Below are 13,770 nucleotides of genomic sequence, written 5' to 3'. Positions count from 1 at the left end.
GGCCCCCCGCCTCTCCGGTCGGCCTAGTCGCGCTCGAGCTGGTCCAGATCGGGGAGCCGCCCGGCGAGGATCTTGCTGAGCGCGTCGACGTCCACGACGGACAGTGCGCCCTCGTCGCGGCCCTTGAGGCGCGCCACGAGCTCGCTCTTCAGCAGCTCGATGCGCCCGTGCAGCAGGCGCCGCGTGCGGGAGACCTCCAGCTCCTCGTCCGACAGCTGGCGGATGAGGTCCTTGAGCTCGGCGTCGCTGAGCGTGCTGAGATCCGGCTGGACGTCCATTCGCTGCTCCTTCTCCTGTGGACGGTCAGCATAGCGACCGCGTCGGCGAACCCTCAGGGTTGGGTCGAGGTGGGCCGTGCCCGCAGCTGCTGTGCCGCGACGCGGCCGTAGTGCAGGAACGTCACGACCGACAGCACCACCGCGGCCCAGAAGATGACATCGACCCAGAGCTGGTCGAGCAACATGCATCCGCCGGTCCCGATCATCGCCAGCGCGGACGACGCCTTCCCCCAGAAGTCGACGCGCATCTCGACGCCCTGCTTCAGCAGCCACCCGAAGGCGGCCATGATCAGGATGTCGCGTCCCATCAGGATCGCCGGGCCGGCGGGGTGGACGCGGTCGAGCACGATCAGCCCGATGAGGCCGACGACGACGAGGAGGCGGTCGGCGAGGGGGTCCGCGATCCGCCCGAACCGCGACTCGGCGTGGAAGCGGCGGGCGAGGTAGCCGTCGGCGAGGTCCGTCGCGGCCACGACGCCGAACACGAGCCCCGCCCACGGCGCCGTGGGCCCCTCCGCCGTCAGCAGGAGCCACGCCAGCAGCGGGAGCGCCGCGAGGCGGACGAGCGTCAGGATGTTCGGCAGCGCGCGCATCCCGCCCATAGTGACGTGTCCCGCCGACGTCCGGCCCCCTCCGTCGTCGGTTCCCCCTCCCCGAGGTGCTGTGCCGCGGTCGATCGGCCGCGCCGTCGACGGCCATTTGGCCGCGACACCGAGGTCCATTTGGGCCGAACCCCATGGCTACCGGGGGTTCGCCGGCCGATCGGCGCACTCGCCGTCGGTGGTCATTCGGGCGCGACACCGAGGTCCATTCGGACCATCGGCGATCCCGTCCACGGGCGGACCACCCTGGGGGGGTGGCCGCATGGGGTCCGTCGTGCGGACCGCTGCCGCGGACGGCACCGCTGGGCTCCCACGTCCTACCGCGGCGAGAGGATTTGAACCTCCGACCGCCGGCCCCAGCCCGAGACAGGCGGTCCGGGCACGTCACCAAGATACCCAACGATGGCCGGGATGCCGCACCATGACGGCGATCCCGCCGCTTCGCGTCTAGCCGGCTGAGAGCGCCCAATGTGATCCGGCATCGGGCTGCTGGGGTCACGGCGAGGTCACGGCGGGTCGCCTAGTCCAGATCGTCTAAGCCACGTTCCCTCTTGAAATGACTACTCCAGATCTTCGTAGCGAGTGACGCGAGGCTAAGTCCGGTCTGATCTGCGCCGAGGCCGAGCCGCCGGTCCTCCGCCTCCATGGCTTCCCGAATCGCTCTTACCCTTGCCTCTCTTCCGGGACCGATCTCTGGGAGGCGCGGGTTTAGCTCCGCCTGCAGAACCCCGGCCCGTATCACCCGCGCCTCATCAAGCGCGAAGCGGCGAATCAGCTGGCGATGTCTATTGCTGAGAGGGAGCCGAAACGGCTTTCGCAACCCGGCGTGGGGCAGCAGCGGAGGCCATGGGTCACTCGTTCGACGCGGGAAGGGCTGTGCCCTTGCGCCCTCGAGGGCAATGTCCCGTGCGAGTTCTCCGAGGTCGAGGTGGATCGATCGGTACCAGTCGGGCGACAGCCCTTCCATGGCTGCCGCAGCCAACAGAGCAATGCGGACTTCGCTGACGCCCTCCCCGGCTGCCGCGAGCCCGGCCCCCAACACACGAGCGGTCACGAGGGCGGCTTTTTCCTCCTCACGTCGATCATCGATCTCCCGCAGCCAGGCTGAGGAACGGAGCTCGTCCGCCTCCCTTGCCTTTTCGCTCACAATCCATCACCCCCGTGGGTGGGTCAGTGTCTCTTGTGTCACGTGGCCCCGTGATGCCGAGGGCATCCCGTATCTGGAGCTCCGCCATGATCAGACCGCCGAGACCGAGGTTCACCCGCCACACATCATCCTGAAACGAATCGTCCTCGTCCCAGATGCGAGTGAGGCGACTGTCCCAGAACTTAGGCGCGCCCGAATGGAGGACGGCGTTCCGCTGGTCAGTTAAGACCTGCCGCGTCCTGTGGACGGCCTCCCCCAGGCGACCGGGTAAGACGACCTTGAGATGCTTCTCTGCCGCTTCTACAACACTCCGCAGGACGGCCATCCAGATGTAGTGCGCCCCCCAACTCGGGTCTTCCAGCGCGATGCCGAAGCGAGGCGGCTCTTCCAGGACCTGATCGGCGTGCGACTCTTCCCAACCTAGCCCGACGCCCTCGTCTCCGCGCCGTTTCTCTCGCACCAACTCTGTCGCGTGGCAACCCGCGAGCCAGTAGGCCCACCGCCAGTGTCGATAGAGCACGAGCAGTTGGTCCCCGGTGACGCCCATGAGCGCGTTGGCATCCAACACCGCGTCCCATTCGTCCTCGGTGAAGAACTCCGGGCGGGTCCCGTGAAACACCCTCCTGGGCAGCTCAGGCTCGGCCTCTCCGGATGATCCGATCAAAGGTCACAACCTCGGTCTCGCCACCGTCTAGGGCAGCTTCTTGGGAATCCTCCCGGCTACTGGTAACCCACGCACTGACCACGGTCCCGCGTTCGAACCCAGCACGAGTTCAGCGGCGTCTGCAGGCTTTGGTCAAGCCCCCACCTGTCCGGCGTCCAGCGCACGCCAACCTACGACATGGGCACCTGATGCCCGAAGCCTTCGATGCCTTCGCCTCGGGCCTCGATGACGACGCGGAGGGCGCTCCTGGGGTCACGGCCGCTCCGACGCCCTGACCGGGGCCATGTCCGGAAAGCGAAAAGGCCCGCTCATGCGGGCCTTTCCGTCCTATCGGGGCGAGAGGATTTGAACCTCCGACCGCCCGGCCCCCAGCCGGGTGCGCTACCAGGCTGCGCCACGCCCCGAGGTACGACCACCTTACCGCAGCGCGGCGATCGTGTCGCGGAGGCCCGCGGTCGTTAGGATCCCCGCCCGATGGCCAAGGCTCCCATCCTCGCCTCGCGCACCGAGGACTTCCCCCAGTGGTACCAGGACGTCGTCGCCAAGGCCGAGCTGGCCGAGGTCGGCGCCGCCCGCGGCACCATGGTCATCCGCCCCTACGGCTACGGCCTCTGGGAGCGGATGCAGTCCGACATGGACCGGCGGATCAAGGAGTCGGGGGCGGAGAACGTCTACCTCCCCCTCTTCATCCCCGAGTCGTACCTCCGCCGCGAGGCGGAGCACGTCGAGGGCTTCAGTCCCGAGCTCGCGGTCGTGACCGTCGCCGGCGGCAAGCAGCTCGAGGAGCCGCTCGTCGTCCGCCCCACCTCCGAGACGCTCTTCGGCGAGCTGATGGCGAAGTGGATCCAGTCGTACCGCGACCTCCCCCTCCTGCTGAACCAGTGGGCGAACGTCGTGCGGTGGGAGCTGCGCCCCCGGATCTTCCTGCGGACGACGGAGTTCCTCTGGCAGGAGGGCCACACCGCCCACGCCACGCAGGCCGACGCCGCCGCCTACGCACGCCGGATCCTCCACGAGACGTACCGCGACTTCATGGTCGACGAGCTCGCGATGCCGGTCCTCGTCGGGATGAAGACCGCCCGCGAGCGCTTCGCCGGCGCCGTCAACACCATGACGTGCGAGGGGATGATGGGCGACGGGCGGGCCCTCCAGATGGGCACCAGCCACGAGCTCGGCCAGAACTTCGCCCGCGCCTTCGGGATGCAGTACCTCGACGACGGCGGCGCACTCCAGCACTGCTGGACCACCTCGTGGGGCACGTCGACCCGCATGATCGGCGGGCTCATCATGTGCCACGGCGACGACCAGGGCCTCCGGGTGCCGCCCCGCGTCGCCCACGTCCAGGCCGTCGTCCTCGTCGTCCGCGACGACGACGCCGGCTCCGTCACCGCCGAGGCGCAGCGCATCGCCGCCGAGCTCACCGCTGCGGGCGTCCGCACCCGCGTCGACGCCCAGACCGCCACCGGCTTCGGCCGGCGCGTCACCGACTGGGAGATCAAGGGCGTCCCCGTCCGCATCGAGCTCGGGCCACGCGACGTCGGCGAGGGCGTCGCCACCCTCGCCCGCCGCGACGCCCGCACCAAGGAGACCGTCCCCGCCGCCGGCATCGCCGCCACCGTCACGGCCCTCCTCGACGAGATCCAGGCCGCGCTCCTCGCGGAGGCGACCGCGTTCCGCACGTCCCGCACCGCCGACGTCGACTCCATCGAGGACGCGATCGCCGCGGCACGCACCGGGTGGGCCCGGATCCCGTGGGAGCTCGTCGGCGACGACGGCGAGGACCGCCTCGCCGCCGAGGGCGTCACCGTCCGCTGCCTCCAGCGCGACGACGGCACCGTCCCCGACGACGCCGGCGAGCAGGGGCTCCGGGCGATCGTCGCCCGCGCCTACTAGCCCGCCCCGGAGGGGCTACCGGGCGGCGGCGGGCTCCGCGGCGCGCGGGAAGTGCGACTCGACGTAGTCCTCGACCATGCGGATGAAGTCCTCCGCGAGCGTCGGGCCCTCGAGGGTCGTCGCCTTCTCCCCATCGACGTAGACGGGCGCGCGCGGCTGCTCGCCCGTGCCGGGCAGGCTGATGCCGATGTCGGCGGCGCGGCTCTCCCCCGGCCCGTTCACGATGCAGCCCATCACCGCGACCTTCAGGGCGGCGGCGCCGGGGCGCTCCGCCGACCAGACGCGCATCCGCTCGTCGAGGTGGCGCTCGATCGTCTGGGCGAGCTCCTGGAAGACGGTGCTCGTCGTCCGCCCGCAGCCGGGGCACGCCGTCACCTCGGGGCGGAACGTCCGCAGGCCGAGGCTCTGTAGGAGCTCCCGGCAGACGCGCACCTCGATCGTGCGGTCACCGCCGGGCTCGGGGGTGAGGCTCGCGCGGATCGTGTCGCCGATGCCGTCCTGCAGCAGGATCGCGAGCGCGGCGGTCGTCGAGACGATGCCCTTGCTGCCCATCCCCGCCTCCGTCAGGCCGAGGTGCAGCGGGTACGCGCACCGGTCCGCGAGGTCGCGGTACACGGCCACCATGTCCTGCAGGCGGCTCGTCTTGCACGACAACACGATGCGGTCGGCGGGCAGGCCGATCTCCTCCGCCGCCTCCGCGGAGGTGATCGCGCTCCGCACCATCGCCTCGCGCAGCACGTCGCCGGCAGGCAGGGGCTCCGGCAGGCGGCCGTTCTCGTCCATCAGCGCGTCGAGCAGCTCGGGGTCGAGGGACCCGCCGTTCACGCCGATCCGCACGGGCCGGCGGTGGTCGATCGCGGCCTGCACCATCGTCGCGAAGTTCGCGTCGTGGCGGGCGCCGCGGCCGACGTTGCCCGGGTTGATGCGGTACTTCGACAACGCCTCGGCGCAGTCGGGGAACTCCCGCAGCAACGTGTGGCCGTTGTAGTGGAAGTCGCCCACAAGGGGCACCTCCACGCCGTGGACGTCGCGCAGGCGGTCGCGGATCTCCGCGACCCGCGCCGCGGCCGCCCGGTTGTTGACCGTGATGCGGACGATCTCCGACCCGGCCTCCGCGAGCTGCGCGACCTGGGCGGCCGTCCCCGCCGCGTCGGCGGTGTCGGTGTTCGTCATCGACTGCACCACGACGGGCCGGCCGCCGCCGACGACGACCCCGCCCACGTCGACGAGGTGGGTGTGACGGCGGGGGACGGTCATCGCATCGACTCTAGCGCCGCGGCGCGCCGCGAGCCGGGGGCGCTACGGATCGATCCCGAAGCCGTCGCCGCGGATCTTCGAGATGTCGTTGTTCACGATGAACACCGTCAGCACCAGCAGCAGCGCGAAGCCGATGAACGACGCGCGCTCGTAGATCTCGCGGCTGACGGGGCGGCGGCGGATCTTCTCCAGCACCGCCATCACGATGTGGCCGCCGTCGAGGGGCAGCAGCGGGAACAGGTTGAAGATGCCGAGCGCGAGGCTGACGAGGGCGAAGAAGCGGATGATCACGACCAGGCCGTCCTCGGCGACCTCGTTGTAGACCGCCCCCACGCCGACGATGGAGTTGACCTGGTCGCGCGCCTCCGAGCTCGTCGCGAGCTGGCCGATCGCGGAGACGTTCGCCTCGATCACCGTCCACGTGAACTTCGTCCCCTCCCGCAGGCCGCCGGCGAAGCCGTACGACTCCCCCTGGAAGGTGATGCCGAGCTGGCCGATGTCGCCCTGGCTCGTCTCCACCCGCGCGAGCCGCACGCGCTCCGAGACGATCGACCCGTCGCGCTCGATGCGCACCGTGACGGTCTCGCCGGGGTGCGCCTGCAGCTCCCGCCGGGCCGCCGCGAGGTCGCCCTCGCCGACGCCGTTCACCGACAGGAGGCGGTCACCGGGCTGCAGGCCCGCGGTCAGTGCGGGTGAGTCCGCGGCGACGGTGTCGACGCGGTCCGTGATCTGGACGGGCCCCCCGGGTAGCCAGAAGACCACCACGAAGAGGATCGCGGCGAGCACGATGTTCACCGCCGGCCCGGCGAGGATCGTCGCGATCCGCTTCCAGACGGGGGCGTTGTAGTACGCGCGGTGCTCGTGCTCCGGCGGGATCTCCTCGCCGCGCAGCATCCCGCTGATCTTCACGTAGCCGCCGATCGGGAGCCAACCGACGGCGTACTGCGTCTCCCCCCGCGTCCACGAGACGAGCGGCCGGCCCATGAACACCGAGAACCGCTCGACCCGCATGCCGCACCACTTGGCGACGACCATGTGACCGGCCTCGTGGATGATCACGAGGACGATCAGGCCGATCGCGAACCAGAAGATGTTCACGCGGGCACCCCCGCCACCGCGTCGGACGCCGCCGCGCGGGCGCGGGCGTCGGCGTCGAGGACGGCGTCGAGCGTGTCGGCGGGCTCCGAGGGCACCGCCGCGAGCGCGGCGGCCACCACGCGCGGGATGTCCATGAACCCGACGCGCTCCGCGAGGAACGCGGCGACGGCGACCTCGTTGGCCGCGTTCAGCACGGCCGGGGCGGTGCCCCCCTCGCGGCCGGCGTCGCGCGCCAGGCCGAGGCAGGGGAACGCGGCCTCGTCGGGGGCCTCGAAGTCGAGGCGGCGCCCCACGAGGTCCATCGGCTCACCCGGAGGCGGCGCGGCGGGGTGCCGCAGCGCGTGGCCGATCGGCACGCGCATGTCGGGGGGCCCGCAGTGGGTCAGGACGCTCCCGTCGTCGAGCCGCACCATCGCGTGGACCATCGACTGCGGGTGCACGACGACCTCGATGCGGTCGTAGTCCAGGTCGAACAGGTGGTGTGCCTCGATGACCTCGAGCCCCTTGTTCATCAGCGTCGCCGAGTCGATCGTGATCTTCTCCCCCATCTCCCAGGTCGGGTGGCGGAGCGCGTCGCGGCGCGTGACCCCCTCGAGCTCATCGGCAGTCCGGCCGCGGAATGGACCCCCGGACGCGGTCAGGACGGCCGCCCGGACGCGGTCGCGGGGGACGCCGTCGAGCAGCTGGAAGAGGGCGGAGTGCTCGCTGTCGACCGGCACGAGGCGGGCGCCGGTGCGGGCCCGGATCGCGGCGACGAGGTCGCCGCCGGCGACGAGGCTCTCCTTGTTGGCGAGCGCGACCGTCACGCCGCGCTCCAGCGCCGCGAGGGTCGGGCGGAGGCCCGCGGCCCCGACGAGGGCGTTCAGCACGATGTCGGGCGCGCAGGCGTCGATCAGGCCGGCCAGGTCGGCGTCGTGGGGCACGGTGCCCCCGCCGCCCGCGCAGACGGTGTGCGGGACCCCGCGGGCGGTGGCCTGCTCGGCCATGAGGTCGCCCCGGCGGCCGCACGCGAGGCCGCACACCTCCATGTCGGGCGCGGCGTCGATGACCTGGAGGGCCTGCACACCGATCGATCCGGTGCAGCCCAGCACGAGTACTCGGGTCACCGATCGAGTGTAGCGGTGCCCCTCAGGGACCCGTTGGGGGGGCGCGGTTAAGGTTCGGGAGGGCGGCGCGGGGACCTCGCCCCCCGGGGGCGCCGGCTACTCGACCAGGGAGTGGGCGGTCTCGCAGAAGGCGACGACCAGGTCGACGCAGGCGTCGAGGTCGTCGGGGTGGCACGCCTCGACGACCTGGTGCACGTAGCGCGTCGGGATCGAGACGCAGCCCGCCGGGGCGCCGTCGCCGGCGAGGCCGAGCTCGCGGGTGTCGGTGCCGCCGCGCACCATCACCTCGAGCTGGGTCGGGATCCCCCGCTCCTCGCCGATCGCGACGAGGTGGTCGACGACCTCGCGGGGGACGATCGCGCTGGTGTCGTAGACCTTCACGGCGGCGCCCGCGCCGAGGGAGGTGATGCGCTCGTGGGGCTTCGCGTCGGGCAGGTCGTTCGCGAGCGTGATGTCGATGGCGAGGCCGATCCGGGGACGCACCCGCTGGGTCGCGACGCGGGCGCCGCGCAGGCCGATCTCCTCCTGCACGCTCCCCACCGCGACCACCTCGCACCGGTGGTCGGTGAGCCGCTGGAACGCCTTCACCATCACGTAGAGGCCGGCGCGGTTGTCGAGGCTCTTGCAGGTGACGAGGTCGCCGAGGCGGGCCATCCCCCGTTCGCGCGTGACCACGTCACCGGGCCGCACCCGCTCGCGGACGGCGTCGCCGGACAGGCCGAGGTCCACGAAGTAGTCCTCGAGCTTCGGCGGGCGCCGCTTCTCCTCGTCGCTCATGAGGTGGACGGCCTTCGTGCCGAGCACCCCCAGCAGGTCCTCGCGTCCGTGCACGATCACGCGCTGGGCGGTCAGGGTCTTCGGGTCGAACCCGCCGAGCGGGATGAGGCGCAGGTAGCCGGCGTCCTCGACGTGGGTGACCATGAACGCGATCTCGTCCATGTGCGCCGAGAGCATCAGGCGCGGCCCGCCCCCGCCGGCGCGGCGGGCGATCAGGTTGCCGAGCGGATCGATCTCGACGGAGTCGGCGTGCGGCGCCAGCTCGGCGCGCACGACCTCGCGGATGCGCTCCTCGCGCCCCGGGGCGCCGGGGGTCACGCAGAGGGTGGTGAGCAGGTCGATGTCCACGGCCGGGGGAGATTACCCCGCGGCGGCGCGGAGGGTCAGTAGACCAACCCGACCGTCACGAAGTAGGCGGCGACCGCCCCGAACAGGAGGGCGTCGAACCGGTCGAGCACGCCCCCGTGCGCGAGCAGCAGGCGCCCCGAGTCCTTCGCGCCGGCGTCGCGCTTCAGCATCGACTCGAACAGGTCCCCGAGGAACGCCGCGGGGCAGATCGCGATGCCGAGGATCAGCGACTCCCAGCCGCCGATCCAGTCCATGTAGAGGCCCGCGACCCAGACGGCGAGCGTCGCGACGACCAGGCCGACGGCGGCGCCCTCGACGGTCTTCTTCGGCGACGTCAGCGGCGCGATCGGCCGGCGGCCCCACAGGCGGCCGCCGAAGTACGAGGCCGAGTCGAACACCCAGACGCCGACGAGCACGTTCACGATCGCCGCCGCCCCGTTCGGCAGGTCGCGCATCATCACGAGGATCCCGAGGGGGACGCCGATGTAGACGACCCCGAGCAGGGTCATCGCGACGCGCGCCGTGATCTCCTCGCGCCGCGGCAGGATCAGCCCCGCGACGGCGACGAGCACGAGGCTCAGGCCGAGGCCGAGCAGCATCCCGTGCTCGGGGTCGTCGAACGACCACGCGAACAGCACCGTCAGCAGCGTCCCGAGGTACCCGGCCCAGCGCAGCGGCCTCCCCGCGGCGGTGAGGCTGTACAGCTCGTACAGCGCGAGGACCGCGATCACCGCCAGGGTCAGGGCGAAGAGCACACCCCCGACCGCGACGACCGCGATCGCGAGGACGATGCCCGGTACCGCGACCGCGAGACGGCTCGCGAGGGCGCTGCCGGTCACCGCCCGCCGAAGCGACGGTGCCGGCGCCCGTACTCCGCGATCGCCTCCTCGAGGTCCTCGGGGCCGAAGTCGGGCCACATCCGCGGCGAGAAGTGCAGCTCGGCGTACGCGCTCTGCCAGAGCAGGAAGTTCGAGAGCCGCTGCTCGCCGCTGGTGCGGATGACGAGCTCGGGGTCGCGCATCTCCGGCGCGTAGAGGAACTGGGCGAACTCGGCCTCGCCGGCCTCGGGGCCGCACTCCGCGGCGAAGCGCCGCGCCGCGTCCACGATCTCGCCCCGCGACCCGTAGTTCATGGCGACGAACAGCCGCAGCCCCTGGTTGCCGGCGGTCGTCTCCTCCGCCGACGCGATGCGGCGGCGCAGGCCCTCGTCGAGCACGTCGAGGCGGCCGACGAAGCGCAGCTGCACCCGCTCCTCGTTGAGCTCCGGGACCTCGCGGTCGATGAGCTCGCCGAACAGGTTCATCAGCTCGCTGACCTCGCCGTCGGGGCGGGTCCAGTTCTCCGTCGAGAACGAGAAGACCGTCAGGTCCTTCACCCCGGCGTCGGACGCCGCCCGCACCACCCGCTTCAGGGCGCGGGCGCCGGCGCGGTGGCCCGCGCCGACGGGCAGGTGGCGCTCCTTCGCCCAGCGCCCGTTGCCGTCCATGATGATCGCGATGGACTCGGGGACCTCGGTGAGCCCCGAGGGCGGCTCCAGGCGCGGCGCGCGGCCGAGGCCGAGCACGCTGCGCGCGGTGCGCAGGCGGGTGAGCAGTGTCACGACGCCGCCACTAGACCTCGAGGATCTCGGCCTCTTTGCGGCCCATCAGCTCGTCGATCGCCTTCACCTCGGCGTCGGTCAGCTTCTGGACCTCGTCCTGGGCCCGGTTGAGCTCGTCGCGCGACAGCTCCCCCTCCTTCTCGGCCTTCTTCAGGTCGTTCAGGACGTCGCGGCGTACGTTGCGCACCGCGATGCGGCCCTCCTCCGCCATCTTGTGCACCAGCTTGACCATCTCCTTGCGGCGCTGCTCGGTGAGCTGCGGCACGGGGAGGCGGATCGTCTGGCCGTCGTTGCTCGGCGTCAGGCCGAGGTCGGACTCCATGATCGCCTTCTCGATGGACTGCATGATGCTGCGGTCGTAGGGCTGCACCGTGATCAGGCGCGGCTCGGGCGCGTGGATCGTGGCGAGCTGGTTCAGCGGCGTCCGGGTGCCGTAGGCCTCGACGGTGACGCGGTCGAGCAGCCCCGTGGACGCCCGCCCCGTGCGCACCGAGGCGAACTCCCCGGACAGCGCCGTGACGGCGCCCTCCATCCGTCGCTTGGCGTCCTTCAGGCGTGCCTCCACTGCGGCCCTCCTACTCGGGAGATTCGGTGACGACCATCGTGCCGATCCGCTCGCCCTCGAGCAGGCGGCCGATGTTGCGCTCGTCGCCCATGTTGAAGACGAAGATGGGGAGCCCGTTGTCCATGCACAGCGTGAGCGCCGTGGTGTCCATGACCTTCAGGCCCCGCTCGATCGCCTCCATGTGGCTGATGCGCGGGATGAGGGTGGCGGAGGGGTCGACCCGGGGGTCGGCGCTCAGCACGCCCTCGACGGCGTTCTTCGCCATCAGGATGCACTCGGCGCCGATCTCCAGCGCCCGCAGCGCCGCCGTGGTGTCGGTGGTGAAGAACGGGTTGCCGGTGCCGCCGGCGAAGATCACGATGCGCCGCTTCTCGAGGTGGCGGATCGCCCGGCGGCGGATGTACGGCTCGGCGACCTCCTGCATCGCGATCGCCGACTGGACGCGGGTGGTGAGGCCGAGCTTCTCGAGGGCGTCCTGGATCGCGAGCGCGTTCAGCATCGTCGCGATCATGCCCATGTAGTCGGCCGTCGCCCGGTCCATGCCGATGGCCATGCCCTGCAGGCCGCGGAAGATGTTGCCGGCGCCCACCACGATGGCGACGTCCACCTCGCGCTCGTGCGCGTCGTGGACCTGCCGGGCGATGGCCGCCATGCGGGCCGGGTCGATCCCGTACGGCTCGTCCCCCATGAGGGCCTCGCCGGAGAGCTTCAGGACGACCCGCGAGAACACCGAGCCGCCCGGCCGCGTCGGCGGCCGGGCGGTGGCGTCGTCGGCGTCCGGGCTACTGGCCAAGCTCGAACAGGCTGAAGCGCCGGATGGTGAGGTTCTCGCCGAGCCCGGCGGCGACCTCGGCGCGGAGGGCCTCGACGGTGCGGGGCTTCTTCTCGCCCTGGTCGCGCACGAACTCCTGGTCGAGCAGGCAGATCGAGGCGAGGTGCTTCGCGAGCTTGCCCTCGACGGCCCGCTCGCGGGCGTGCTCGGGGATGTCCTCCGCCTGGGCGGTGTAGATGGACCGCTCGTTCGCGATGTACTCCTCGGGCACCTCGTCGCGGCTCACGAACCGCGGCTTGAGGGCCGCGATGTGCAGGGCCACGTCGTGGACGAACGCCTTGAACTGGTCGGTCCGCGCGACGAAGTCGGTCTCGCAGTTGATCTCGACGAGGACGCCGACGCGACCACCCGCGTGGATGTAGCTGTCGACCGCGCCCTCGTTGGCGGCACGGCCCGCGCGCTTGGCCGCGTCGGCCAGGCCCTTCGTGCGCAGGGACTTGGTGGCCTCGTCGATGTCGCCGCCGGCCTCCTCGAGCGCCTTCTTGCAGTCCATCATCCCGGCGCCGGTCTTCTCGCGGAGCTCCTTGACGAGCTTGGCGGGGATGGTGGTGCTCACGAGGCGTCCTCTCCGTTCGTGGTGGCGGCCGGGGCGGGGGCCTCGGCGGCGGGGGTCTCGGCGGGCGCCGGCGCGGCGGCCGGGGCCTCGGGTGCGGCGGGGGCCTCGGTGGCGGCCGGGGCGGGGGCCTCGGCGGCGGCCGGGGCGGGCGCCTCGGGAGCGGCCGGGGCCTCGGCGGCGGCCGGGGTCGGGGCCTCGGCGGCGACGGCGGGCGCGTCGGCGGTGGGGGCCTCGGCGGCGGGCGCCTCGACCGGGACGCCGGACGACGGCACGACGCCCTTGCCCTCCAGCACGGCGTCGGCGAGCGCGCCGAGCACCAGGTTGCAGGCGCGGATCGCGTCGTCGTTGCCCGGGATGACGTACGTCGCCTCGTCCGGGTCGCAGTTCGTGTCCACCAGGCCGATGACGGCGAGGCCGAGGCGGTTCGCCTCGCGCACGCCGATGGCCTCCTTCTTGAGGTCCACGATCACGACCGCGTCGGGCAGGCGCTGCATGTCGGCGACGCCGCCGAGGTTCGTCTCGAGCTTGGTGAGCTCGCCCTCGCGCGCCAGGCGCTCACGGGTCGGCAGCAGCTCGAGCTGGCCCTCGCGCTTCTGGTTGCGCAGCTCGTGGAGGCGGCGGATCCGCTGGGAGATCGTCCCCCAGTTGGTCAGCAGCCCGCCGAGCCAGCGGTGGGAGACGTACGGCATGCCGCAGCGGACGGCCTGCTCCTGCACGGCGTCCTGCGACTGCTTCTTGGTGCCGACGAACATGACCGTGCCGCCGCGCTGGGAGATGTCCCGGACGACGTCGCAGGCCTCCTCCAGCAGCTTCAGCGTCTGCTGGAGGTCGATGATGTAGATGCCGCCGCGCTCACCGAAGATGTAGCGCTTCATCTTCGGGTTCCAGCGGCGGGTCTGGTGTCCGAAGTGGACCCCGGACTCCAGCAGTTGCTTCATGCTCACGGTCGGCACAGCGGCTCCTCGGGCAGGCGGTTGGGGTGTCTCGGTGGTGCGCCGGCGCCTGTCGATGGATCCCGGGCGTGCCGCGCGCGGACGCGCGGAAGCC

The 13,770-nt window shown here is 71.8% G+C and carries 14 protein-coding genes and 1 tRNA gene; 1 reads left to right on the top strand and 14 read right to left on the bottom strand.

Going from position 1 to position 13,770, the window contains the following annotated elements; genetic code table 11:
- Positions 1–23: 23 nt before the first annotated feature.
- From IU369_RS08490 to IU369_RS08475, 4 genes are all read right to left on the bottom strand, one after another.
- Positions 24–278: an RsiG family protein gene (locus tag IU369_RS08490; protein ID WP_217924139.1), complete on the bottom strand. Its 255-nt coding sequence runs from the start codon at positions 276–278 to the stop codon at positions 24–26.
- Positions 279–331: 53 nt separating this feature from the next.
- Positions 332–871 (bottom strand): CDP-diacylglycerol--glycerol-3-phosphate 3-phosphatidyltransferase, encoded by a 540-nt coding sequence (pgsA, locus tag IU369_RS08485; protein ID WP_217924138.1) that lies wholly within the window; start codon positions 869–871, stop codon positions 332–334.
- A gap of 1,091 nt (positions 872–1,962) precedes the next feature.
- On the bottom strand, positions 1,963–2,691 hold the full coding sequence (locus tag IU369_RS08480) for a hypothetical protein (protein ID WP_217924137.1): 729 nt from the start codon (positions 2,689–2,691) through the stop codon (positions 1,963–1,965).
- Positions 2,692–3,021: 330 nt separating this feature from the next.
- A tRNA-Pro gene (locus IU369_RS08475) sits at positions 3,022–3,095 on the bottom strand.
- A gap of 70 nt (positions 3,096–3,165) precedes the next feature.
- Here IU369_RS08475 and proS point away from each other — a divergent pair.
- Entirely contained in the window at positions 3,166–4,584 is a 1,419-nt protein-coding gene (gene proS, locus IU369_RS08470; protein WP_217924136.1) for a proline--tRNA ligase, read from the top strand.
- A gap of 15 nt (positions 4,585–4,599) precedes the next feature.
- Here proS and ispG read toward each other — a convergent pair whose 3' ends face one another.
- The 10 genes from ispG to rpsB all read right to left on the bottom strand — a co-directional run bounded on the left by ispG (position 4,600) and on the right by rpsB (position 13,676).
- Positions 4,600–5,841, bottom strand: coding sequence for a flavodoxin-dependent (E)-4-hydroxy-3-methylbut-2-enyl-diphosphate synthase (gene ispG / locus IU369_RS08465; RefSeq protein WP_217924135.1), 1,242 nt, complete (start codon positions 5,839–5,841; stop codon positions 4,600–4,602).
- Between the two features lie 42 nt (positions 5,842–5,883).
- On the bottom strand, positions 5,884–6,939 hold the full coding sequence (locus IU369_RS08460) for a M50 family metallopeptidase (protein WP_217924134.1): 1,056 nt from the start codon (positions 6,937–6,939) through the stop codon (positions 5,884–5,886).
- Entirely contained in the window at positions 6,936–8,045 is a 1,110-nt protein-coding gene (gene dxr, locus IU369_RS08455; RefSeq protein ID WP_217924133.1) for a 1-deoxy-D-xylulose-5-phosphate reductoisomerase, read from the bottom strand. The genes IU369_RS08460 and dxr overlap by 4 nt, the downstream gene beginning before the upstream one ends.
- A gap of 96 nt (positions 8,046–8,141) precedes the next feature.
- Positions 8,142–9,170: a M42 family metallopeptidase gene (locus tag IU369_RS08450; protein ID WP_217924132.1), complete on the bottom strand. Its 1,029-nt coding sequence runs from the start codon at positions 9,168–9,170 to the stop codon at positions 8,142–8,144.
- Between the two features lie 35 nt (positions 9,171–9,205).
- The gene (locus tag IU369_RS08445; RefSeq protein ID WP_217924131.1) at positions 9,206–10,009 is read right to left on the bottom strand and encodes a phosphatidate cytidylyltransferase; all 804 of its coding nucleotides are present in this window, start codon (positions 10,007–10,009) and stop codon (positions 9,206–9,208) included.
- Entirely contained in the window at positions 10,006–10,770 is a 765-nt protein-coding gene (gene uppS / locus IU369_RS08440) for a polyprenyl diphosphate synthase (protein WP_217924130.1), read from the bottom strand. The genes IU369_RS08445 and uppS overlap by 4 nt, the downstream gene beginning before the upstream one ends.
- Positions 10,771–10,780: 10 nt before the next feature.
- A complete protein-coding gene (gene frr / locus IU369_RS08435) occupies positions 10,781–11,302 on the bottom strand; it encodes a ribosome recycling factor (protein WP_343233232.1) in 522 nt (173 codons plus the stop codon).
- Positions 11,303–11,345: 43 nt separating this feature from the next.
- Complete coding sequence (gene pyrH, locus IU369_RS08430; RefSeq protein WP_343233231.1) at positions 11,346–12,065, bottom strand: UMP kinase; 720 nt, start codon at positions 12,063–12,065, stop codon at positions 11,346–11,348.
- 52 nt (positions 12,066–12,117) lie between these two features.
- Positions 12,118–12,723, bottom strand: coding sequence for a translation elongation factor Ts (gene tsf, locus IU369_RS08425; protein WP_217924128.1), 606 nt, complete (start codon positions 12,721–12,723; stop codon positions 12,118–12,120).
- Positions 12,720–13,676, bottom strand: a complete 957-nt coding sequence (rpsB, locus tag IU369_RS08420) for a 30S ribosomal protein S2 (protein ID WP_217924127.1) — start codon at positions 13,674–13,676, stop codon at positions 12,720–12,722. Before rpsB ends, tsf begins: the two co-directional genes overlap by 4 nt.
- Positions 13,677–13,770 lie beyond the last annotated feature (94 nt).

It is taken from the genome of Miltoncostaea oceani (assembly GCF_018141545.1).
GTDB classification, from domain to species: Bacteria; Actinomycetota; Thermoleophilia; order Miltoncostaeales; family Miltoncostaeaceae; genus Miltoncostaea; species Miltoncostaea oceani.
Note: the sequence above shows the minus strand (reverse complement) of the source record. Positions and strands in the feature narration are given on the sequence as shown.

Bases quoted from the DNA above. Each gene is read 5' to 3' on its own strand.
- frr (WP_343233232.1), bottom strand. From the start codon at position 11,302: ATGGAGGGCGCCGTCACGGCGCTGTCCGGGGAGTTCGCCTCGGTGCGC.
- proS (WP_217924136.1), top strand. From the start codon at position 3,166: ATGGCCAAGGCTCCCATCCTCGCCTCGCGCACCGAGGACTTCCCCCAG.
- IU369_RS08490 (WP_217924139.1), bottom strand. From the start codon at position 278: ATGGACGTCCAGCCGGATCTCAGCACGCTCAGCGACGCCGAGCTCAAG.
- ispG (WP_217924135.1), bottom strand. From the start codon at position 5,841: ATGACCGTCCCCCGCCGTCACACCCACCTCGTCGACGTGGGCGGGGTC.
- pgsA (WP_217924138.1), bottom strand. From the start codon at position 871: ATGCGCGCGCTGCCGAACATCCTGACGCTCGTCCGCCTCGCGGCGCTC.